The sequence below is a fragment of the Streptomyces sp. NPDC036764 genome, from assembly GCF_055609385.1.
The window spans coordinates 2303190-2324582 of the sequence record NZ_JBVJPT010000001.1 but is presented as its reverse complement, the minus strand read 5'-3'; the positions used below and the strand labels follow the sequence as shown (position 1 = coordinate 2324582).

General features: G+C 71.2%; 14 protein-coding genes and 1 pseudogene. 8 read left to right on the top strand and 7 right to left on the bottom strand.

What is annotated here, in order from left to right:
* Nucleotides 1–94 precede the first annotated feature (94 nt).
* Genes ACZ69Q_RS09575 through ACZ69Q_RS09565 form a run of 3 tightly spaced genes read right to left on the bottom strand, consistent with a single transcriptional unit; the run spans nucleotide 95 to nucleotide 4344 of the window.
* Nucleotides 95–1603, bottom strand: coding sequence for a glycoside hydrolase family 43 protein (locus ACZ69Q_RS09575; protein ID WP_471039014.1), 1509 nt, complete (start codon nucleotides 1601–1603; stop codon nucleotides 95–97).
* Nucleotides 1604–1644: 41 nt separating this feature from the next.
* Nucleotides 1645–3774: a glycoside hydrolase family 36 protein gene (locus ACZ69Q_RS09570; RefSeq protein WP_471039013.1), complete on the bottom strand. Its 2130-nt coding sequence runs from the start codon at nucleotides 3772–3774 to the stop codon at nucleotides 1645–1647.
* 15 nt (nucleotides 3775–3789) lie between these two features.
* Nucleotides 3790–4344 (bottom strand): beta-galactosidase, encoded by a 555-nt coding sequence (locus tag ACZ69Q_RS09565; protein ID WP_471040174.1) that lies wholly within the window; start codon nucleotides 4342–4344, stop codon nucleotides 3790–3792.
* A gap of 534 nt (nucleotides 4345–4878) precedes the next feature.
* On the opposite strand from ACZ69Q_RS09565, the gene ACZ69Q_RS09560 reads away from it, so the two are divergent.
* The 5 genes from ACZ69Q_RS09560 (at nucleotide 4879) to ACZ69Q_RS09540 (ending at nucleotide 14401) form a co-directional block, all read left to right on the top strand.
* Nucleotides 4879–7683 carry a glycoside hydrolase family 3 C-terminal domain-containing protein gene (locus tag ACZ69Q_RS09560; protein WP_471039010.1) on the top strand — a complete coding sequence of 935 codons (2805 nt, stop codon included), beginning with the start codon at nucleotides 4879–4881 and terminating at the stop codon, nucleotides 7681–7683.
* A gap of 133 nt (nucleotides 7684–7816) precedes the next feature.
* A complete protein-coding gene (locus tag ACZ69Q_RS09555; RefSeq protein WP_471039008.1) occupies nucleotides 7817–8800 on the top strand; it encodes an acetylxylan esterase in 984 nt (327 codons plus the stop codon).
* A 341-nt stretch (nucleotides 8801–9141) separates the two neighbouring features.
* Nucleotides 9142–11121, top strand: a complete 1980-nt coding sequence (locus ACZ69Q_RS09550; RefSeq protein WP_471039005.1) for a glycoside hydrolase family 31 protein — start codon at nucleotides 9142–9144, stop codon at nucleotides 11119–11121.
* Nucleotides 11122–11601: 480 nt separating this feature from the next.
* Complete coding sequence (locus tag ACZ69Q_RS09545; RefSeq protein ID WP_471039003.1) at nucleotides 11602–11934, top strand: hypothetical protein; 333 nt, start codon at nucleotides 11602–11604, stop codon at nucleotides 11932–11934.
* A gap of 124 nt (nucleotides 11935–12058) precedes the next feature.
* Entirely contained in the window at nucleotides 12059–14401 is a 2343-nt protein-coding gene (locus ACZ69Q_RS09540) for a WD40/YVTN/BNR-like repeat-containing protein (protein WP_471038997.1), read from the top strand.
* Nucleotides 14402–14563: 162 nt separating this feature from the next.
* Here the strand turns inward: ACZ69Q_RS09540 and ACZ69Q_RS09535 are convergent, their stop codons facing one another.
* A complete protein-coding gene (locus tag ACZ69Q_RS09535) occupies nucleotides 14564–15670 on the bottom strand; it encodes a ricin-type beta-trefoil lectin domain protein (RefSeq protein ID WP_471038995.1) in 1107 nt (368 codons plus the stop codon).
* A 74-nt stretch (nucleotides 15671–15744) separates the two neighbouring features.
* Between ACZ69Q_RS09535 and ACZ69Q_RS09530 the strand changes: the two genes are divergently transcribed.
* Nucleotides 15745–16077 carry a hypothetical protein gene (locus ACZ69Q_RS09530; protein ID WP_471038994.1) on the top strand — a complete coding sequence of 111 codons (333 nt, stop codon included), beginning with the start codon at nucleotides 15745–15747 and terminating at the stop codon, nucleotides 16075–16077.
* Nucleotides 16078–16170: 93 nt separating this feature from the next.
* Nucleotides 16171–16386, top strand: a pseudogene (locus tag ACZ69Q_RS09525) (universal stress protein); the annotation flags it as partial.
* A gap of 164 nt (nucleotides 16387–16550) precedes the next feature.
* On the opposite strand, the gene ACZ69Q_RS09520 reads toward ACZ69Q_RS09525, so the two are convergent.
* Nucleotides 16551–16793 carry a hypothetical protein gene (locus ACZ69Q_RS09520; RefSeq protein ID WP_471040172.1) on the bottom strand — a complete coding sequence of 81 codons (243 nt, stop codon included), beginning with the start codon at nucleotides 16791–16793 and terminating at the stop codon, nucleotides 16551–16553.
* A 28-nt stretch (nucleotides 16794–16821) separates the two neighbouring features.
* Between ACZ69Q_RS09520 and ACZ69Q_RS09515 the strand changes: the two genes are divergently transcribed.
* Complete coding sequence (locus tag ACZ69Q_RS09515; protein ID WP_471040216.1) at nucleotides 16822–17001, top strand: hypothetical protein; 180 nt, start codon at nucleotides 16822–16824, stop codon at nucleotides 16999–17001.
* Between the two features lie 971 nt (nucleotides 17002–17972).
* Here ACZ69Q_RS09515 and ACZ69Q_RS09510 read toward each other — a convergent pair.
* Together ACZ69Q_RS09510 and ACZ69Q_RS09505 are read right to left on the bottom strand one after the other, a co-directional pair.
* Complete coding sequence (locus ACZ69Q_RS09510) at nucleotides 17973–19832, bottom strand: ABC transporter permease subunit (RefSeq protein WP_471038992.1); 1860 nt, start codon at nucleotides 19830–19832, stop codon at nucleotides 17973–17975.
* Nucleotides 19833–21356, bottom strand: coding sequence for an ABC transporter substrate-binding protein (locus tag ACZ69Q_RS09505; RefSeq protein ID WP_471038989.1), 1524 nt, complete (start codon nucleotides 21354–21356; stop codon nucleotides 19833–19835).
* Between the last annotated feature and the right edge of the window lie 37 nt (nucleotides 21357–21393).

Here is a 21393-nt window from a genome sequence, read left to right as displayed (position 1 = left end):
GGGACCCCCCTGCGCATATCTCATGACCACGGCGTACCGCAGGGATCCAGCACTGTCACCCCCGGCAAGTCAACGGAAAAGTCAGTAGGACCTCTCAGTCACCGAAGGGTTCGTAGTGGAACCAGTCGAAGTGGACGGTGCCTGCCGCGGCGTACATGCCGATGACCCGGCCGGTGAAGCCGCCGGCGACCTCGGTCGACAGGTAGCGGCCGTCAAGGGTCGCGAGCTCGGTGACCGTACCGTCCGCGGCCTCAATTCCGAGGGAGACGACGTCGGGTCCGGTGCAGGGCCCGTGCGGTGACGGCGGGTCGGTGACGGTGACGGCGAGGACCACAGGCCCGGCGGGCACGGACTGGGCGGCCACGACCGTGCGCAGGGAGCCGACGCGCGCGATCACCCGCACCTCCGTGCCGGACGCCTCGATCGCGTAGTGGTGCCGCTCGTCCAGCCGTACGGCGAGGCCCCCGCGCCCCTCCCCCGCGTCGACCAGGGTGCGCGCCCGGCAGGAGAAGTGCTGCTGACGTCGGCCGGTGAACACGACGTCGGGCTCGTCCAGGGAGCCGCCCCGCGCGCGCAGCGTCAGCCATCCGGGGCGCTCCTTGGTGGTGCAGAGCTCGGCGGGGCGGTCCCGCACGGAGATCCAGGTCGGCCCGAGTTCGCTGAGCTCGAATTCGTCCCGTTGCTCCTCGACGGGGCCGGGGGTGAGCGGCCAGGGGAGCTCGGAGAGGTCCAGGGTGACCTCGCCGACGACCGGCCAGTCGTCCTCCCAGGTCACGGGTGCGAGGAAGGTCTCCCGGCCGAGCACGTGCCAGCCGGGCGTGCCACCACGGGGCCGTACGCCGAGGAAGACCATGCACCAGGAGCCGTCGGGGGCCTGGACCAGGTCCGCGTGGCCGGTGTTCTGGATGGGGTGGTCGGTACCGCGGTGGGTGAGGATCGGGTTGGCCGGGTACGGCTCGAACGGACCGGTCGGCGTACGGCCGCGGGCGATGGACACGCCGTGGCCGCGCTCGGTGCCGCCCTCGGCGATGAGCAGGTACCAGTAGTCGCCGATCCGGTACAGGTGCGGCGCCTCCGGTGCCTTCGCGCCGGAGCCGCCGGACCAGAGCCTGTGCGGTGTGCCGTGCGTCTGTCCGGTGGACGGGTCGAGGCGGACCTGCGACACCCCGGCGACGGTGCACCAGCAGGTGCCGTCCTCGTCCCAGGCCAGGTCGGGATCGATGCCGGGCACGCCCGGTGCCGGGATCGGATCCGACCATGGTCCGGCCGGGTCGGTGGCCGTCACGACAAGGTTGCCGCCGCCCTCGCTGCAGTTGGTGACGATCAGCCAGAAGCGGCCGTCGTGATGGCGCAGGGTGGGGGCGTAGATGCCGCCGGAGGACCACGCCTGCGACAGCGGCAGTTGTTCCGGCCGGTCCAGTACGTTGCCGATCTGCCGCCAGTGGACCAGGTCACGGCTGTGGAAGATGGGTACGCCGGGGAAGTACTCGAAGCTGGAGCAGACGAGGTAGTAGTCGTCGCCGACACGGCAGATGCTCGGGTCGGGATGGAACCCGGGGATCACGGGGTTGGTGGCGCGGGCGGGCGGATTCTGAGCGGGCACCCTTGGTCGTCCTTTCGTCGGGTGGATGGCAGGGTCGGCGCTCAGAGAGCGTCCGGTTGCGTGCGGGTGATGCGGAGCAGCGCCGCGGAGGGCGCGGTGGGCAGGGTCACGGTGAGGTCGGCGGTGTCCGGATTCCAGACGGCAACGGCCTGATGTGCGGCGGGGTACAGCACCTCGGCACTGGCCGCGGCGCCCGCCAGTTCGGGCAGTCGGAGGGTGGTGGTGGCCTCGCCGCCCGGACGGCGCCAGACGGTGACATAGGTGATGACGGGGGTGTGCAGGGCGAGGGCGATCCAGGGGTCGTCCCAGCCGGGGAGGCCGAGTGGCCAGGAGGGCACGGCCCCGGGCAGGTCGGCGCGGATGGCCTTGTACACGGCGACCGCTTCGTGGACCAGGGCGCGGGCCTCCGGTTCCAGCTCCGGCAGGAGGCCGGAGAGGTGGATGCGGCCGAGGAGGGCGCTCGCCATGGTGAAGGCGACCTCGTCGAGGGAGTCCTCCGGTTGGGGGTAGGCCCATACGGCGCCCTGTTCGGGGGTGACGGCGGTGGGCGCGGAGGCCGCGATGGGCGCGTAGAGCTGGAGGTTCTGCTGGTCGCTGGTGGACTGCAGGTGCAGCCGCGACAGCATGGCGTGGTCCCAGCGCATGCCGCCGGAGGCGCAGTTCTCCACGACCAGGTGCGGGTGCCGGTCGAGGATGCCGTCGAGCCAGTCGAGGTGCGCCCGGTTGTGGCCCAGTAGGCCGGCGCCGGGTGTCTCGCCGGGGTGGGCGCTGGTGCCGGAGCCGGGGTCGATGTTGTGGTCGAGCTTGAGGTAGCCGACGCCCCACTCGCCGGCCACACGGTCCACGACCTGGTCGAGGTGGGTGCGGGCGGCGGGGTGGCGCAGGTCCAGGTGGTGCCGGCCGGCCTCGGTGACGCGGGCGCCGTCGCGGCGGAAGAACGCCTCGTCGGGCAGGGACTTGGCCAGCGGGCTGTGGACGCCGATCACCTCCGGCTCCAGCCACAGGCCGGGCACCATGCCGCGTTCGCGGATGCGGTCCAGCACCTCGTGGATCCCCTTCTCCCCTGGGAAGCGGGAGGCGGAAGGTTCCCAGGCGCCGACGCTGGTCCACCAGCCGTCACCGTCGTCGTACCAGCCCGCGTCGATGACGAAGTACTCGGCGCCCGCGTCGGCCGCGGCGTCGATCAGCGGCAGCAACTTGTCGGTGGTGGGGTCTCCCATCAGGCAGTTCATGTAGTCGTTGAAGATGACGGGCAGATGCTGGTGGTCGGCGTGCGGGCGGCGGTGGGCGCGGCGGTAGCGGGTCAGCGCGGCGAACGCGGCGTCGGGGCCGCCGTCGGCGCTGAAGGACACCGCCACGGGTACGGTGCGGAAGGCGGCGCCGGGCTCCAGGGGGTGCCGCCAGCCGTGGTGGGTGTCGGTGGGACCGGACAGTGCCACGTAGGCCGCCCGGTCGTGCTCCTCGCACTCCCAGCGCCAGCCGCCGCCGTTGTGCTCGATCTGCCACACCCAGGTGCGGCCGGTGATCCGGTCCGTCAGGCCGCCCATGGGCAGGTGTCCGCAACTGGACCAGGTGCCCTGTCCGGTCAGTGCGAAGCCGGCCTTGCCGTGCCCGTACGTCACGCGTCCGCTGTGGATGGGGGTGGTCCGGCGCAGGGGCTGTCGCTGCCAGCGGCATTCGGCGACCCAGTCGTTGTCCGCCCACAGCAGGTCGGCGGCGTCGACGGGCGCCGGATCGCGGGGGGTGAGGCAACCCACCACGAACGAGCTGACCGACTCCAGGTGCAGCGTGGCCGGCCCTTCGTTGCGTAGCGTCACCTCGCTGCGCAGCACGGGGATGCCGTTGGGCGACCGGTAGGTCACCTCCGCGACCAGACCGGTTTCCGGGTCGTGGAGGTCCACGGTCACTGTGTGCCAGTCGCCGTCGCGGGCCGTGCGGTGGCTCCGGTGGCGCAGCCGCTCGCCGAGAGCGGTCCCGATCAGGCGGCTGCCCGACCAGTGGCGGCCGTGCCCCGCGGCCGTCACCTCCACCAGAGGCAGGGATCCACTGGGCTCGCCGGTCTCGCCGGGCAGCCCGAGATGCGTCAGGCGGGCGCTGCCGTCGTCGCCGAGGACGAAGTCGAGTTGCAGGGCCTCGTGGCCCCAGCGAAAGCTCCGCTCTTCGTTTTCCATGGTGTCCTTTCCAGGTCAGTGGCCGCGCGGGACCACGCGGCCGTCGGGCGGCAGTTCGAGGGCCGCCCGGCCGGTGAGCAGGCCGTGGGCGGGCTCCGGCAGCAGGGGCCCGGTGTCCGTGGTGTGGTTGGTCAGCAGACCGTCCGCTTCCAGCGCTCGCATGGCGTCCGGCTCATCGAGCCGGGCGACCGCCACGCCGGGCTGTGTGACCCCGCGGAAGACGCGGCTGTCGGGGCCCGCGTGCGGGAGCATCGCTGAGTGCTGGTCGGAGGTGACGACGTCGAGTTCGCGGGCGAAGGCCCACACGTTCCGCCGCAGGTAGTAGGGCAGCATCAGGTTCGTCGTCACCGGGCGGTCTTTGTGCTCGCGGATCGCGTCGCGCTGCTCGCGGTAGGCGGCGATGATCTGCAGTACCTGTTCCCAGGATGTATGGCGCCGGCTCCAGAAGGCTGTTCCCCAGGGCTCGTTGAGGGCGTCCAGCGAGCCGTGCCGGGCGCGCAGCCACTCCCGGAACGCGGCTGCTGCGAAATCGCACCAGCAGAGCGTGCCGTACTCGTGCGCGTGCCACAGCGCGGGGCGGGGTGGTGGCCGTACCGTTCGGCGAGCACCGAGGCGAGACGGCGGGCCGCGCCGAGATGGGCGGGCGAGGCGAGGAAGGCGTCCAGCCAGGCCAAGTCGTAGCCGCCGAAGGCGAGGCCGCCCAGGCGGTCGGTGATGCTGCGTGCCGTCATGACGGTTCCTCGGGCGTGGGGAATCGTGTGGCGCTCTGACTGGTCGTCAGCGGTCCTGGGCAAAACGCCTGTTCGTCCTGCGGTGGTTGCCCTTCATGATGGCGGCCCTTCTCCGCCGAATGTCGAAGCGCTTCACTTCGCTAGGGAAGTTAACGGACATCTTTCTTGCGAAACAAGGGTCAGGACAGGCCAGGGCTCTGGGAAAATTTCTCTCACCTGGGCCATTGACAGCCCGTTCGCGGCAATGACAGCGTCGATGCGCTTCGACAATCGCCCTCAACCAACATCCGCACCCGCTTACCGAGGGATCCGTTTCGTGACTTCTGCGTCCCCATCCGCCGCCCCGCCGCCCTACCGTGAGCCCTCGCTTGCGATGAGCAAGCGCGTCGAAGACCTGCTGGAACGGCTCACCCTCGACGAGCGGCTCGCCATGCTGCACCAGTACGTCCCTGCCGTCCCGCGCCTTGACATCGCTTCGTTCCGTACCGGAACAGAGGCATTGCACGGTGTGGCCGGGCTGGGGGTGGCGACCGTCTTTCCCCAGGCCGTGGGGCTGGGCGCCTCCTGGGACGAGGATCTGGTGCGCGCCGTCGGCGAGGCCGCCTCGGTCGAAGTGCGCGCTTTCCACCGGCACCGGCCGACCCCGACCGGGTCCGGCACCAACGGCCTGCAGATCTGGTCGCCCGTGGTGAACCTGCTGCGCGATCCGAGGTGGGGCCGCAACGAGGAAGGCTACTCAGAGGACCCGCTGCACACCGCACGCGTCGGTACCGCGTACTGCCAGGGCCTGTCCGGCGACCATCCCACCTATCTGCGCGCCGCCCCGGTGCTCAAGCACTTCCTCGCCAACAACAACGAGAACGGCCGCAGCGTCACCTCCTCCGGACTGCGCCCGCGCGTGCTGCACGAGTACGACCTGGCCGCCTTCCGCCCGATCATCGCCTCCGGCGCGGCCACCGGCGCCATGGCCGCCTACAACCTGGTCAACGGCCGCCCCTGCCATGTCAGTCCGCTCCTCGAGGACGAACTGCGGACCTGGGCCCGGCCGACCGGCCACGAGCTGTTCATGGTCAGCGACGAAGGGGCGCCCTCCAATCTCGTCGACCCGGAGCACTACTTCGACGACCATGCCGAATCCCACGCGGCCGCACTGAAAGCGGGCATCGACAGCTTCACCGACCACCGCGAGGACAGCGCGGTCGTGATCGGCCGCCTGCGCGAGGCGCTGGAGCGCGGGCTGATCGAGGAGGAGGACGTGAACCGGGCGGTGCGCCGTCAGTTGCAACTCCGCTTCCGCCTCGGCGAGTTCGACCCGGACCTCGACCCCTACGCCGGTATCGGCCCGGAGCTGATCGACAGCCCCGAGCACCGCGCCCTCGCCCGGCGCGCGGCGACCGAGTCGGTCGTGCTGCTCAAGAACGACGGCCTGCTGCCCCTGGACGCGGCCCGCGCACCGCGGATAGCGGTCATCGGCCCGCACGCCGACACACTGTACGAGGACTGGTACAGCGGCACCCTGCCCTACCAGGTCGGCATCGCGACCGGCCTGCGCGCCGCGCTCGCGCAACGGGGCGGCGAGGTGGCCTGCGTGCCGGGTGCCGACCGGATCGCGCTGCGCTCGCGCACCACCGGCGAGCCGCTGGGCGGAACCGCCTTCGACATCCAGGACTGGGGCGACGGCGTCCTCACCCTGTGCGAGGCCGGCACCGGCCGCTACCTCAGCCTCGGGGACGACGCCTCGCTCGTCGCCGAACGGACGCTGGTCAAGAGCTGGTTCGTCGACGAGACCTTCCGTCTGGAGCCCGACCCGGACGGCGAAGGCGACACCTTCCTGCTCCGCAACGTGCACACCGGCCGCTACGCCGCCCTCGGTCACGCCGACGGCGGGGTGCGCGTCACCGCCGAGAGCCCCGAAACTGCCGAGCGCTGGCAGCGGGAACTGCTGCACGACGGCGCGGCCGAGGCCCGGGCCGCCGCCGAGGAGGCCGACGTGGCGATCGTCGTCCTCGGCAACCACCCGATGATCAACGGCCGCGAGACCGAGGACCGTACCGGAATCGCCCTGCCCGAGACCCAGGAAGCGCTGCTGCGCACGGTTGCCGCGGTCCGCCCGGAGACCGCGCTCGTCGTCATGAGCAGCTACCCCTACGCGGTCGACTGGGCGAACGAGCACCTGCCCGCCGTGGTGTGGATGTCCCACGGCGGGCAGGAGACAGGGCACGCGCTGGCCGCCGTCCTGCTCGGCGCGGCCGACCCGGCCGGGCGGCTGCCGCAGACCTGGTACCGCGGCGACGACGAGCTGCCGCACCCGCTCGACTACGACATCATCAAGGCGGGTTGGACCTACCAGTACCACCGCGCCGCGCCGCTCTACCCGTTCGGACACGGCCTGTCGTACACCGACTTCGCCCACCGCGACCTGAGGCTCTCCGCGGACTCCATGCCCCAGGACGGCTCGGTGGACGTCACGGTGACGCTGGCCAACACCGGCTCCCGGCCCGGAAGCGAGGTCGTCCAGCTCTACGTCCGCCCTCTGGCCGCCCGCTACCAGGCGCCCCGGCTGCGGCTGGCCGACTTCCGCAAGGTCCGGCTCGAGCCGGGCGAGACCGGGGAGCTCCTCTTCCGGCTCCCCGCCGAACGGCTCGCCCACTGGGACGTCACCACCGGGGCCTTCACCGTCGACCCCGGCGACTACGAAGTGCTGCTCGCGCGCTCCGCCGAGAACATCGTCGGCACCACCCGGCTCACCGTGACCGGGCCCGCGCCCAGCCCCCGTGCGGTCGTCGGCCGCCGTACTCCGGCCGTCGACTTCGACGACCACGCGGACGTCACCCTCGTCGACGCCACCCGAGCCTGCGGCGACGCGGTCGCCCCCGCGGATCCGGCGCGCCCCGCGACGTTGCTGTTCCGCTCCGTCGACCTGACCGACGCGGTCCGGTTCGAGGCCGAGGTCGCCCGCGAGGGCGACGCCGCGGGCGAGCCGAGCGTGGAGCTGCGGACGGGCGAGCGGAGGCTGGCGCGGATCGCGGTGCCGGTCACCGGCGACCAGTACGCCTGGACCACGGTTGCCGCGGAGCTGTCCGGCGTCGAATCCGGCCTGCACGACCTGACCTTGGTCCTCCACGGCCGCATCCGCCTCGCGGCGTTCCGCTTCGACTCGTCCCAGGCGAACGACTGAGCGTCCGTCTCCCGGACCGGCGGCCACTCGTCCTCGGGTGGTGACAGGACGCCGCCCATGGCCAGTACTCCTCGGGCTGTTCATGTTCCATCACCCCGCCGCTTCACCGTCTCTCCCTCCGAAGGAAGTCCCCATGCCCCTCACCGACCTCGACCTCGACGAACTCGTCGGCTACCGACCGGTGTCGACCGCACCGCACGACTTCGACGCCTTCTGGCAGCGCACCCTCGATGACGCCCGATCACAGGGCGGAGCGGTGAAGGCCGAGCGCGTCACCGACCGGTTCCGGCTGCGCACCGTCGAGGTGGATGACGTGCGCGTCCCCGGCTGGAACGGCGAACCGGTGGCCGCCTGGCTGCTCCGCCCGCGCGGAGCCGAGGGCCCGCTGCCCGTCGCCGTCACCTACATCGGCTACAGCGGCGGCCGCGGTCTGCCCACCGACCACCTGTTCTGGCCCGCCGCCGGCTACGCCCAGCTCGTTGTCGACAGCCGCGGCCAGGGCCACGACACCCCGGACCGGACCCAGGGCGACGGCACGCAGTGGGTCGAGGGATTCATGACCCGCGGCATCGACTCGCCCGAGACCTACTACTACCGGCGCCTGATCACCGACTGTGTGCGGGCGGTGGACGCCGTCGCGGAACTGCCCGGCCTCGACGCCCGCCGGGTCGTGGTCGCGGGCGGCAGCCAAGGCGGCGGACTCGCCCTCGCCACCGCTGGACTCCTCGGGGACAAGGTGGCGGCGGTGATGCCCGACGTTCCGTTCCTGTGCCACTTCCGCCGCGCCGTCCAGATCACCGGCGAGGGCCCCTACCCGGAGATCGCCAAGTACCTGCGCTGGCACAGCCGCCACCGCGTGGAGCCGACCCTCGCCACCCTCGACTACTTCGACGGCGTCCACTTCGCCCAGCGGGCCACCGCGCCGGCCCTGTTCAGTGTCGGCCTGATGGACCCGATCTGCCCCGCCTCGACGGTCTACGCCGCCTTCAACCACTACGCGGGTGAGGACCGGACCATGACCGTCTGGCCTTTCGCCGACCACGCCGGCGGTTGCGGCTCCAACCCACCCGTCCAACTGGACTGGCTGGCCGAGCGCGGGCTCGCACCCGAAAAGTGACCGTTGCATCGCAGCCATCCGTCTCCGTTCGGGGAACGACCGTCTCGCCCGATCACCAGCGGCCGCTGACCCGGACGCCGCCTACCGGCCACGGCTTCGACGAGAACCATGCGGTGGCCCCACGTGAGTTCCCCGACCACAACAGCCCCATCCTGGCCGCGAGTTCGGCGGTCACTCGGGCCGACAGGCCCGTGATTCTCCGGTGCCGGTGATTGCCTCGACCCGGTCGGCCTGTGGCAGGACGAAGCAGGCACGCACGACGTCACTGCGCACCTGCACTGTGGCCACCGCGCCCGCACGGATACACGTGTCCGGGCGCTTGAGACGACAAGGGAGTCACTTTGCCCTACAGCATCCGCGCGGGCGGTCTGGAACGGCACACCGCCGCGGAGATCCTCCGCATCGAGCCCTGGGGACCACACTCGGTCCGGGTGCGGGCCTCCTCGGGGGCCATCGATCCCGCCGCCCCCGGCGCGCTGGAGAGTTCTCCGCCCTCCCCGCGGGCCGAGTTGTCGGTGTCGGACGACGGATCCGCCCGCCTGGTCAACGGCCGCCTCGCCGTCGAGGCCTCGGCCCACGGCCTGCTGAGGTTCCTGCACGCCGACTCGGGCCGTGAACTGCTCGCCGACAAGACCCCGTACCACCACCACAACGGTCCCCGCGTCCACGCGGCGGGCGGCCGTACGGAACAGCACTTCGAGGGGTACGACGGTGAGCGGCTGCACGGCCTCGGACAACACCTGCACGGACTCCTGGACCAGAAGGGCTGTGTGATCGACCTCGTCCAGGGCAACACCGTGGCCGCCATCCCGTTCCTGCACTCCTCGCGCGGCTACGGACTGCTGTGGAACAACCCCGCCACCGGCCGGGTCGAACTGGGCACCGACACCACCCGGTGGACCGCCGACGGCGGCGGGCGCGTCGACTACTGGATCACCGCCGGCGACACCCCGGCCCAGATCATCGACGCGTACACACACGTCACCGGACGCCCGCCCCTCCTCCCCGAGTGGGCGTCAGGTTTCTGGCAGTCGAAACTGCGCTACCGCACCCAGGACGAACTCCTCGCGGTGGCACGGCAGTACAAGGAACGCGGACTGCCGCTGTCCGTCATCGTCTGCGACTTCTTCCACTGGCCGAGCATGGGCGACTGGCGCTTCGAGGAGAGCGAGTGGCCCGGCCCCGCCGCCATGATCAAGGAACTGACCGAACTCGGTGTGCGGCTCGCGGTCTCGGTGTGGCCGACCGTCGAGCCCGGCAGCGACACTTTCGACGAACTGCGCGCGTCCGGACACCTCGTGCGGGACACGGACGGCGGCCTCCTCACCTTCCCCTGGCCGTCGCGCAGCGCCGAGGAGCCGATGCGCCCGATGGCGTATTACGACGCCACCCACCCCGGAGCACGCGCCGCGCTGTGGCAGCGGCTGCACGACAACTACCACGCCCTGGGCGTGAGTTGCTTCTGGCTGGACGCCTGCGAGCCCGACCTGAGCCGGGAGGTCGCCGAGCGCGCCGTCTACGCGGCCGGGCCGGCCGCCGAGGCCGCGCACCTCTACCCCGTGCTGCACACCCGTACCGTCGCCGAGGGTCTGGCCGCGGCGGGCGACGACCGGCCGCTGTCCCTGGTCCGGTCCGCGTGGGCCGGCAGCCAGAAGTACGGCTCCGCGCTGTGGTCCGGCGACATCCCCACCACCTTCGACTCCCTGTCGCGCCAGATCAGGGCGGGACTGAACGTCGCGATGAGCGGCATCCCCTGGTGGAACACCGACATCGGCGGCTTCGGCGGCGGCAACCCGGACGACCCCGCCTATCGCGAGGTACTGATCCGGTGGTTCCAATACGGCACCTTCAGCCCCGTCATGCGTCTGCACGGCGACCGTGAGCCCAACCACCCCACCTTCTCCTCGGACATGACCGGCGGCCCGAACGAAGTCTGGTCGTACGGCGACGAGGCGTACGGCATCCTCCGCGACCACCTGCTGCTGCGCGAGCGCCTGCGCCCCTACCTGCGGAAGCTGTCCGAGGACGCCCACCGCACCGGCGCCCCGCCGATGCGCCCGCTGTTCTTCGACTTCCCCGACGACGAGCGCGCCTGGGACGTGGACGACCAGTTCCTGCTCGGCCCCGACGTGCTGGTAGCACCCGTGTACCAGGCGGGCGCGCGGACCCGCCGGGTGTATCTGCCGTCCGGAACACGCTGGCTCGACCCGGTCACGGCAAGCGTGGTGGAGGGCGGCACGACGCTCGACGCCCACGCCCCGCTGGAACGCATCCCGGTCTTCCTGCGGGAAGGGGCCGACATCGCAACCTGCTTCGCCTGACCTCCTCCGCACCTGGAAGGCCTGCGTTTCACCGGCTCGACGACGCCTACCTGATCGATGTCACCCGCGTCGTCCGAGCCCGTGGACCGCGTCAGCCAGCAGTGAGGGCATGCCCTCATGAATCGAAGCGCTTCGATAGCACCATGACGCCTGCCGCGGGTCAGTAAGGGATCACGCGCAGGCCGCAAGGTCTGTTCGTCAGCGTCGGCACCGGCGTCCTGGATTTCGCTTAACCCCAGTTCACCCGAGTGAAGCTGCCTCGACGGGCGGAGCTTGGTCACCCTCGAACGCAACCATGACCGAAAAGTCCACCCCGACGACCCGTTGTCTTCCTTGGAGGCGCATCGCTAGTGTCGCCAAGACGTCGAAGCGCATCGACACAGGGCTTTCTCCAGCCCTCCGGCCATCGCGCCACCGAACGACTCAGCCCCGCCCCGCCCCTCCGGTCGGATCCACGAGAACGAAGGGCCGCACCGAGACATGAGCATCGAGACCAACCACCGAGCCGCCCTCGGAACGGCCGCGGGTGCAGCAGGCGGTCCACGTTCGGTGCTGTTGCCCGGCTCGATCACCAACAACCAGGTCCTCCCCGACCCGAACGAGCGGGCGCGGCCCGCACCGAAGGCGGTTCGGCGGCGTCGATGCGCCGTTGGTGGCCTTCACCTCGGTGACGTCCTCGCGCTCTTCAGTGGCGGCACGTCGAACCCGGCCGACGTGCGGGACGTCGCCGAGCGCCGCAGCCCGGTAACGCCCACGACGTCCGCCGCAGGCTTCTTCCTGCCAACCGCTGGGACACCGGCCGGCGCGGGGTGACGTCACCTGCCCCGGTGCCGCACCCACGACTGACAAGTCCGGTCCTCTCCGGCCCCCAGAGCCGCTGGGGCCGCTGCACCTGCACACGACCAGTACAGGCCCACCCCAGAAAGGCAGGCCCCCCATGCCCCCTACCCCGCACCTGTCCCGCCGAGGACTGCTGGCCGCCGGCGCGACCGCGGCCACGCTTCCGGTGCTCGCCCCCTCCGCCGCATCCGCCGACGCGACCCGAAAGACCAGACAAACGCCGTACACCTTCGGCAACGCGGAGATAGTCGGCGGCGGCTTCGTCACCGGCATCGTCTTCAACCAGCGCGAGCGCGGACTGGTGTACGCCCGTACCGACATCGGCGGCGCCTACCGTCTCGACACGGCGTCCCGGCGGTGGATCCCCCTCACCGACTGGATCGGCTGGGACGAGTACGGCCACACCGGCATCATCAGCATCGCCACCGACGAGGTCGACCCCGACCGCGTCTACCTGGCGGCTGGCACCTACACCCTCCCCGACTGGGATCCGAGCATGGCGGCGATCCTGCGCTCGACCGACCGCGGCCGCACCTGGAAGACCACTCCCCTGCCGTTCCGGCTGGGCGGCAACATGCCCGGCCGGGGCATCGGCGAACGGCTGGTGATCGACCCCAACCGCAACCGGATCCTCTACCTCGGAGTGCGCGGGGGCCACGGACTGTGGCGCAGCACCGACCACGGCAAGACCTTCGCGAAGGTGAGCAACTTCCCCAACGTCGGCAACTTCGTCCCCGACCCCGCCGACCCCGACGGCCCCAACGGCGACAACCTGGGCGTGCTGCAAGTCGTCTTCGACAAGCGCACCGGCAGAGCGGGCAAGGCCACCCGGACCCTCTACGTCACCGTCGCCGACAAGGACAACATCCTGTACCGGTCGACCGACGCGGGAGCGACCTGGGAACGCGTCCCCGGGCAGCCCACCGGCTACATCCCGCACCACGCGGTCTTCGACCATGCCGGCGGCTACCTGTACCTGGCGACCAGCAACACCGCCGGCCCCTACGACGGCTCCAAGGGCGACGTGTGGAAGCTGGACACCGCCACCGACACCTGGACCCGCATCAGCCCGGTCCCGTCCACCAGCGACGACAACTACTACGGCTACAGCGGCCTGACCATCGACCGGCAGAACCCGGACACCCTGATGGTGTCCACCCAGGTGAGCTGGTACCCCGACTGCATCCTCTTCCGCTCCACCGACGGCGGTGCGAACTGGACCCGGGCATGGGACCTGGGCCCGAATTCCGAGCGCACCCTGCGCTACGACATGGACATCTCCGCCTCCCCCTGGCTGACCTGGAACGCCACGGCGTCGCTGCCCGAGATGACCCCCAAGCTGGGCTGGATGATGGAGTCCGTCCAGATCGACCCGTTCGACTCCGACCACTTCATGTACGGAACCGGAGCGACGATCTACGGCGCCGACAACCTGACGGACTGGGACAGCGACGGCACGGTACACCTGTCCGTGCGGGCCCACGGCCTCGAGGAGACCGCGGTCATGTGCCTGATCAGCCCGGCGGCCGGTCGCGCGCACCTCTTCTCCGGCGTGGGTGATGTCGGCGGCTTCCGGCACACGGATTTCCACAAGGCGACGAAGATGTACGACAGCCCGACCTTCGGCGGCACCCCGGCCCTGGACTACGCCGAGCTGGCGCCCCACACCGTCGTGCGGGTCGGCCACCCCACCAGCGGCTGGACGCAGCACTTCGCCGTCTCCACCGACAGCGGCGACACCTGGAAGCCGTCGGGCAGCGAGCCGTCCGGCGTCACCGGGCCCGGTATCGAGGACCATGCCGTCGCCATCAGCGCCGACGGCAAGCGGATCGTCTGGTCACCGGCCGGGGCGCCGGTCAGTTGGTCCGACGACCACGGAGCGACCTGGACGGCCTCCAAGGGGCTGCCTGCCGGGGCGCCCGTGCGCTCCGACCGGGTGAACCCGGCGAAGTTCTACGCCTACGACTCCGGCACCTTCTACCTCAGCACGGACGGCGGCAAGACCTTCAAGGCCACGGCGGCCACCGGTCTGCCCACCGCGGGGAACGTCCGCTTCAAGGCGGCACCGGGCCACGAGGGCGACATCTGGCTGGCCGGCGGCACCAACAAGCCCGCCACCCCCACCCCGTACGGGCTGTGGCGCTCGACCGACTCCGGAAACTCCTTCACCAGGTTCACTGCGGTGGACGAGGGCGACGCCGTCGGATTCGGCAAGGCCGCACCCCGCGCCACCTACCCCGCCGTCTACACCAGCTCCAAGATCGATGGCGTGCGCGGCATCTTCCGGTCCGACAACGCGGGCCGGACCTGGACCCGCATCAACGACGACCGCCACCAGTACGCCTGGACCGGCAGCACCATCACCGGAGACCCCCGGGTCTACGGCCGCGTCTACTTCGGAACCAACGGACGCGGAGTCATCTACGGCGACCCGAAGTGACGGTCCGCCGTCAGGCCGGCCGGCGACAATGACCGCGGAGGCTCCACCCCGAGGACGGGGTGGAGCCTCCGCGAGTTGGAAGGGCGCGGTCAGCGGCGACAGCCCGTCGCCGAAGTGCTCCCGGGACGGGGCCCGGAACAGGTCCAGGTCCCGGGAGGGGGGTCATCCGGCGGCGAGGGTGGTCCACTTCTGGTTGGAGCCGCCGTGGCAGTCCCACAGGTGGAGCTGTGTGCCGTCGGCCGTGGAGGAGCCCGGGACGTCGAGGCAGCGGCCGGAGGCGGGGTTGCGATAGCCGCCGTTGTAGGGCTGCCAGACCTGGTTGGCGCCGCCGTGGCAGGCCCAGATCTGCACCTTGGTGCCGTTGGCGGTGCCCCCTCCGGCGGCGTCGAGGCACTTGCCCATGGAGCGCAGGGTGCCGTCGGTGTAGGAGGACCAGAGTTGGTTGACGCTGCCGCTGCAGCCCCAGATCTGGACGGCGGTCCCGTCGGCGGTGCCCGCGCCGTTGACGTCCAGGCACTTGCCGGCGATGCCGGACTGCACGCTCGCGGCGGCGGGCGCGGGATTCCTCAGCCAGCCGGCGCTGTCCGCGGCCTGGACGCCGCGGTGGAAGGCGTCCGCCATCTTCCGGTAGCCCGCGTCGTTGGGATGCAGGGGGTCGGCCAGGTCGGCCGTGGTGAGGCTGCTCATGTCCACGTAGGCGACGTGTTTGCCCGCGGCCTGTGCGTCGTTGACGATTCGGGGGATGGCCTGGTTGTACGCGCCCCGGTGCTGCTCCTCCGAGGGGCTGGTGGACACGACCAGGGAGGCGACGAGGACCGTTGCGTCGGGGACGTCGGCGGTGATCTGGTCGACCAGCGACCTCAGCCGGGCGATGGCTGAGTCGACCTCGGAGGCCCCTTGGAGGTCGTTGGTTCCGATATGCAGCGTCACGACGTTGGGCCGGTAGCGGGTCAGCGAGGCGTCGGCGAGCGCGGCGATCTGGCTGATGCTGTATCCGGAGTGGCCCTCGTTGTCGGGGTCGGACATCGAACCGCCCCGCCCCGTGCCCACGAAGTCCAGCGGATGGCCGTCCGCCGCGAGCTTGTCCCACAACGGGGCCCGGTAGCCGTTGCCCGTACTGCTTCCCACGCCCCAGGTGATCGAGTCGCCCAACGGCATGACCCGCAAGGGCGTGTTCGAGGCGGCCGAGGCGGGAGGCGCCCCGGTCGCCGTCACCCCGAGCGCGGTGGCGACGAGCATGATCGGGGTTGAGATCCAGGACTTTCTCATGCGGGTGTCCTCTTCTGTGAGGGGTTTCTTGCGGTGTGATGTGGAGGCGGTTCGCCCGCCCCCATACCTTCCTGGTGGCGGTACTGGAACTGGCTCAGCTCCGTGACGACGAAGGGCTGTTCCAGGCGTGCGGGGTCGTCTGGACGGCCCGGACGACGGAGGGCCGGCCGAGGCGTCTGCTGGTGCAGGTGTTCGTGGCTGCGTCGGCGATCACGGCGGTACTCAGCCCGGACGCCGGTGGTGCTGTTGACGCCGGCGGCGTTCGCCGCTGCCGCCCCAACAACCTCCCCGCCGTGCTGGTGCTGCTGTCGCTGGCTGCCCCGTCAGGGCCCGGCGCCGTACTCGCCGTGCTGCTCGGCGTGCACATCGACGTATCGCCCACGCCCACGAAGGGGAGCTGGAGCTGAGGCAGTTCACCCGGCTCGGCGTGTACGCGGTTCCGACGAGCCAAGGCGCCGTGCACTGTGGGGCTCGCTGGCCGCATCGGAGGAGGGTGACCCATGTCTGTGGTCGTCTGGATCGTCGAGGGCGCCTGGCCCGCGTGCGTGGGCGCCGCCAGCGCCCACGCGCCGGCGGACTCCGGCGTCGTTCTGCTGCACGTCGCCCCGGCTGACGTCCACGGCGCGGCCCACGGTGCCTTCGCCGGTCTGCTCGGCCGCGGTCACCCCGAGCGCGACCCCGGCACACGCCTGGAACGCCTCGCCGCCACGTCCGCCAGGAGTTGCCGGTATGGCCCGAGTCGTTGCCGGGCCTGTCCACCATGCCGCCCCATCCCTGACGGTTGACGGCACCCCGGCGCAGTGGCTCCTCCGGTTGGACGCGTCGCTGCCCGGTGACGAACCAAGCGCTCAGCAGGTGGAGTTGGTCTGGGTGAGCATGCTCATCCGCCGGGCGCGTGCCCGACACAGGGCGCTGCCGCGCTGAAGTGTGTGCCGGGCGGACACCGAACGTGCGCCGAGCACCCCCGTCTCACACCGCGGGCCGCTGGAACTGCTGGTTTGGTATCGGTACCGCGGGCCCCCTGGATGAGTCGGGCGCAGTCGGCGGTGGAGTTGTCCGCGACATCCAGGCAGCGGCCGCTGCGCTGGGCCAGCACACGGACGAAGCTGTCGCCCGCATCCATCAGCCGCCACGGCTGGTTGAGGCCGCCGTTGCACATCGACACCGCGGCCGGCACGGTCACCGGCGTGGGCGGCGGCCCGAACGCGGTTCTGGGAACCATGGTCGGTGGCGTGGCCGACATCGGTCATGGCGGTGCAAGGGCCGCAGAGGCTGGTGGCGGTGGCGGTGGCGGTGGCGGTGGCAAGAACGCGCCGGTCGTGCTGTTGTAAATGACCTTCGGCCGCTCGATGTCGGCGACCGTCACCTCGGGACCGCTGGTCCGGGTCAGCACGTTGTGTCTGAACTCCCTGGTCTTCGGGTCGATCGAGCGGTAGGAGGGCGAGAAGAGGGGCGAACGCACGGCTGGGCATCGGTACTCCGCTCCGAGCGGCAGGCTTCTTGTTGTTGGAATCTGTTCGGATCCGTCGCAGGACAGTAGGCACTAGACATGCCCTCGTCAATAGTTACTGCGAGGTAAATACATCCCATGTCAAGCGATGGCAGCCCGGAGGATGGTGTACGAAACGCCTGCCATATCAGGCACCTTCAGCCTGCAGCTTGGACAACAACCTTTCGCTTCCCAACTAATACATCCAATGTTCCCATCGCATCACGGCGTACGCTCCACCACCCGGACGCCCCTCCACAGGCTTGCTCTTGAACCCAACCGACACACCGTCCGTGCTGTTCTGTGAACAGTCAGGAGAGAACCGTGACCGAACCGATCAGTCGCCGCAGAGTGCTGACCCGGCATGGCCGCCGCGACGGTTGCCGCAGCCGTCGCGCCGACGCTGGCGCCCCCCACCCACGCCGCCTCCTCCCTACAGCCGCTGCCGCTCCTCCCGGCTGGCCCGGCAGCTCAAGACGATCAAGACCCTCACCTCGGACCGGATCAACCTCATGCCGCTGACCTGGCCGAATCGCCCCTTCCCCTCCCCGGGCCCCCCGCCGCGGCCCGGATTCCCGTTCCACGCCGACCGGGCGGCGGTGGGTCACCAGGCCCCTCCCCCATGACCAGGCAGCGCTGACCGGACCGCTGCTGTACGGCGCCTGGCCGCTGCAGGAGATCAACTCCGAGAAACGAGCTCTCCCCGGCCCGTCCGACGCAGCGGGCCTTCGAGCTGGGCGGTGGCCAGGACATCGCCGCCCACGACAGCATGCACCGCGCGCTTGCCGGGGCCCGGTTGAAGGATGAACGCTCTCACCGGTGTGCCGGCCGACGCCCTGATCCACAGCGGGCCCGGAGTGATCGCCCTGCGGTCCAACGTCGTGCAACCGGCCCAGGTCTGGTTCGCCCGGCACCGAGTCTGGGACCGATCCGACCCGAGGCAGTACCGGATACGGCGACAACGGAAAGCAGGACGAGCGCGCACGCAGGGCCGAGTACGGTCCAGGGCGCCAGTTCCACGTAGGGCTGGTTCTCCGACAGCAGCCGCCCCCACTCCGGCGTGGGCGGCTGCTCGCCCAGACCGAGGAAGCCGAGGGAGGCCAGCACCAGGACCGTGGTGGGCAGCCGCAGCAGGGCGTTGCGCAGGACGGCGGGCAGAACCGCGGGCAGGTAGTGATGGCGCAGCAGATACCCCGGGCCGGCGCCGAACGAGACCGACGCGAGCATGTGACCACTGGCCCGTTCCTCTTCGATCAGCGCCGCGGCCTGGGCGGCGTACGGCGTCCAGCCGACCAGGCACACCGCGAGCGCGGCACCCCACACCGACGGCCCGGTCACCGCTGTGGTCAACAGTCCGGCGAGAACGGCCGGGAGCGTAGACGCGACCTCCACCAGTCCCGCGCTTACCCGTGCCGCGCTGCCGAGCAGCAGCCCGACCAGCATGCTGACCGCCGTCACCGCAAGGGCCACGCCCGCTGTGCGCATTGCTCCGTGCCCGAGCCGGGCCAGCAGATCACGGCCGAGCGAGTCCGTGCCCAGCGGGTGCGCGGCCGAGGGCGGGAGCAGCCGGGCCGCCGTGTCCACGTGGAGGGGATCGCGCAGGAGTCCGGCGATGACGAGGATGAGCAGGGCGACGGCGCAGGCTCCGGCGGTCCAGCGCGTGGAGCGCCCTCGGGGGAGGGCCGGCGCGTGCAGGGTGTGCAGAGCTCCGTCCCGCAGGGCCGGGCCGAGCAGGGCGCGACGCAGGGCCTGGATGAGGAGGCCGGCGGCGACGCCCAGCAGGATGAGGGCCAGCGTCGCGTTCTGGAGGGGTGGGAGGTCCTGGGCGATGGCGGTGTCCAGGGCCAGGCGGCCGAGCCCGGGAATGTTGAAGATCTTCTCCACCGCGACGGCACCGCCGACCAACCCCACGACGGTCGGCAGGAGTTGCGGGAGCACACCGGCCAGCGTGCGACGCAGCGCATGCCGGGCGATGCGGCCGGGCGCGAAGCCGTGGGCGCGCCAGGTCCGGGCCCACGGCTCGTTGAAGGCGGCGGGCAGCGACTGGTCGAGCAGACCGCCGATCATCGCCCCGGACGGGACACCGAGGGCGAGCGCGGGCAGCACCATCGACGCCGGCCCCTCCCAGCCGCTGGACGGGAACCAGCCCAGCCACACCCCGCACACCGTGGCGAGCAGCGAGGCGAGCAGGAACTTGGGGAGCGCGGCGAGGACGGCCGCCGCGATACCCGCCCGCGCCCGCCGCAGCCGTCGCCGGGAGCCGAGGTACAGAGTGCGGGTGCAGACCAGCGCGGCGACCGCGACCGTGACCAGGAGTGCGCCGAACGTCAGCGTCACCGATACCGCGAACGCGGTCGTCACCTGAGGCAGAACCGGTTCGCCCGACACCCAGGACGTGCCCGCGTCACCGCGCAGCAGCCCGCCCAGCCAGTGCGCGAGGTGCATGAACGGCCCCTCGTCCAGGCCCAGTTGCTCCCGTACTGCCGCCATCTGCGCGGGGGTCGGGTCCTGGTCGGCGGAGCGGGCGCGCAGGACGGTCAGCGCGGGGTCGGTGCCGGACAGCCAGGGCAGCAGGGCGACGGCCGTCAGGAGGGCGGCCCCCGCGGTGAGGCGGCCGATGCCCGTGCCCCATGGGAAGCGACGGGCGTCGGCGACGGCCGATGTCACGCTCATCTACTGCAGACGCGTGTCGACGTCGATCAGCGACCGCTCGCGCGGGTCGAGGAGCACGCCCTCGACATCGGTGCTGATGCCCTGCACGACCCTCTCGTGGACCAGCGGCACGACGGCGCCCGTGCGCAGGATCTCGGCCTCGGCCCGCATGGTCTTCTGCCGCCGCTGCATGGTGTCGCCTTCCTCGGCGGCGGCCTTGATGGCCTGGTCGACCTTGGCGTCCTTCAGACCCGCGATGTTGTAGACGCCGTCGCTGGTGAAGTCGCTCGCGAGGTAGGCGACCGCGTCGCCGGTGTCGAGGAGAGTCACCCGGGAGAAGACGAGCGCGTCGTACTTGCCCGCCAGGAGGTCGGCCTCCATCTGCGTGTACTCGCGTACGTCCTGCTTCACGGTGAACCCGGCCTTCTCCATCTGCTGCTGCAGCACGCTCGCGGCCTCGGGCAGTTCGGCGCGGTTGGTGTAGGTGGCCAGCCGCAGGGTCTTGCCCTTGGTCTTGGCCTTCACCTGCGCGGTGGTCGCGGCCTTCGCGCGGCCCGTCACCGTGACGCGCTTGTCGGCCGCCCAGGAGACCGCCGACCCGAACAGGCCCTGCGCGGGGTCGGCGTACCCGCCGAAGACCGAGTCGACGAGGGCGGAACCGTCCACGGACTCGCGGGCGGCCGCCCGGAGCGGGGCGTCGGTGAAGATGCCGCTTCGCGTGTTGAGGATCAGGCTGTCGGTCCGCACGGACGGGACTTCGTGGCGGGTGCCCTTCTCCAGCAGCTTCGCCTGGGCGGTGGGAATCCACTCGGCGATGTCGACGTCGCCGCTGCGCAGGGCATTGGCGCGGGCGGTACCGTCGGCGATCCACGTGACGTCGATGCCGGACGCCTTGGCCTTGCCACCCCAGTAGCCGTCGTAGCGGTCGAGCGTGGCCTTGGACTTCCCGGTGAGCTCGGTGATCTCGAAGGGACCGGTGCCGGCGCCGACCGGGCTGACGGTGCCGTCCTTGCCGTACGCCTTGGGGGCGAGGATGCCCAGCGCCGGGCTGGCGAGCCGCAGCGGGAGAACCGGGTCGACGGCCTTGGTGCTGATGGTGACGGTGTCGGCGTCCTCGGCCTTCGCGGTGAGAGCCACATCGCTCAGGACACGGGGCTTGGGCTCGGCGGCGCCCGCGTGGTCGAGCGCGTTGACGACGGACTCGGCGGTGACGTCCGTGCCGTCCTGGAAGGTGGCCTTGCGCAGCTCGAAGGTCCAGGTGGTGGCGTCCTTCTGCGCCCAGGACTTCGCCAGCGCGGGCGCGGCGGCGCCGTCCTTGTCCAGCACGGTGAGGCCTTCGGCCACGGAGAGTTTACTCAGCACGGTGGCGTCGTTGCTGTACGGCGACAGCGCCTGCACCGGCGGTACGGCGAGGGCCATCCGCAGCCGCCCGCCCGATCCGCCCTTGTCGCCCGTACCCGAGCCATCTTCCCCTGGCATGAAGCAGCCGGCCAGCAACGGAGTGAGAGCAAGCACCGTGACGAGACGGCGGGGGGTCGTACGCATGGAGGTCCTGTCGCGCGGAATAGGGGGATCTGCCCCC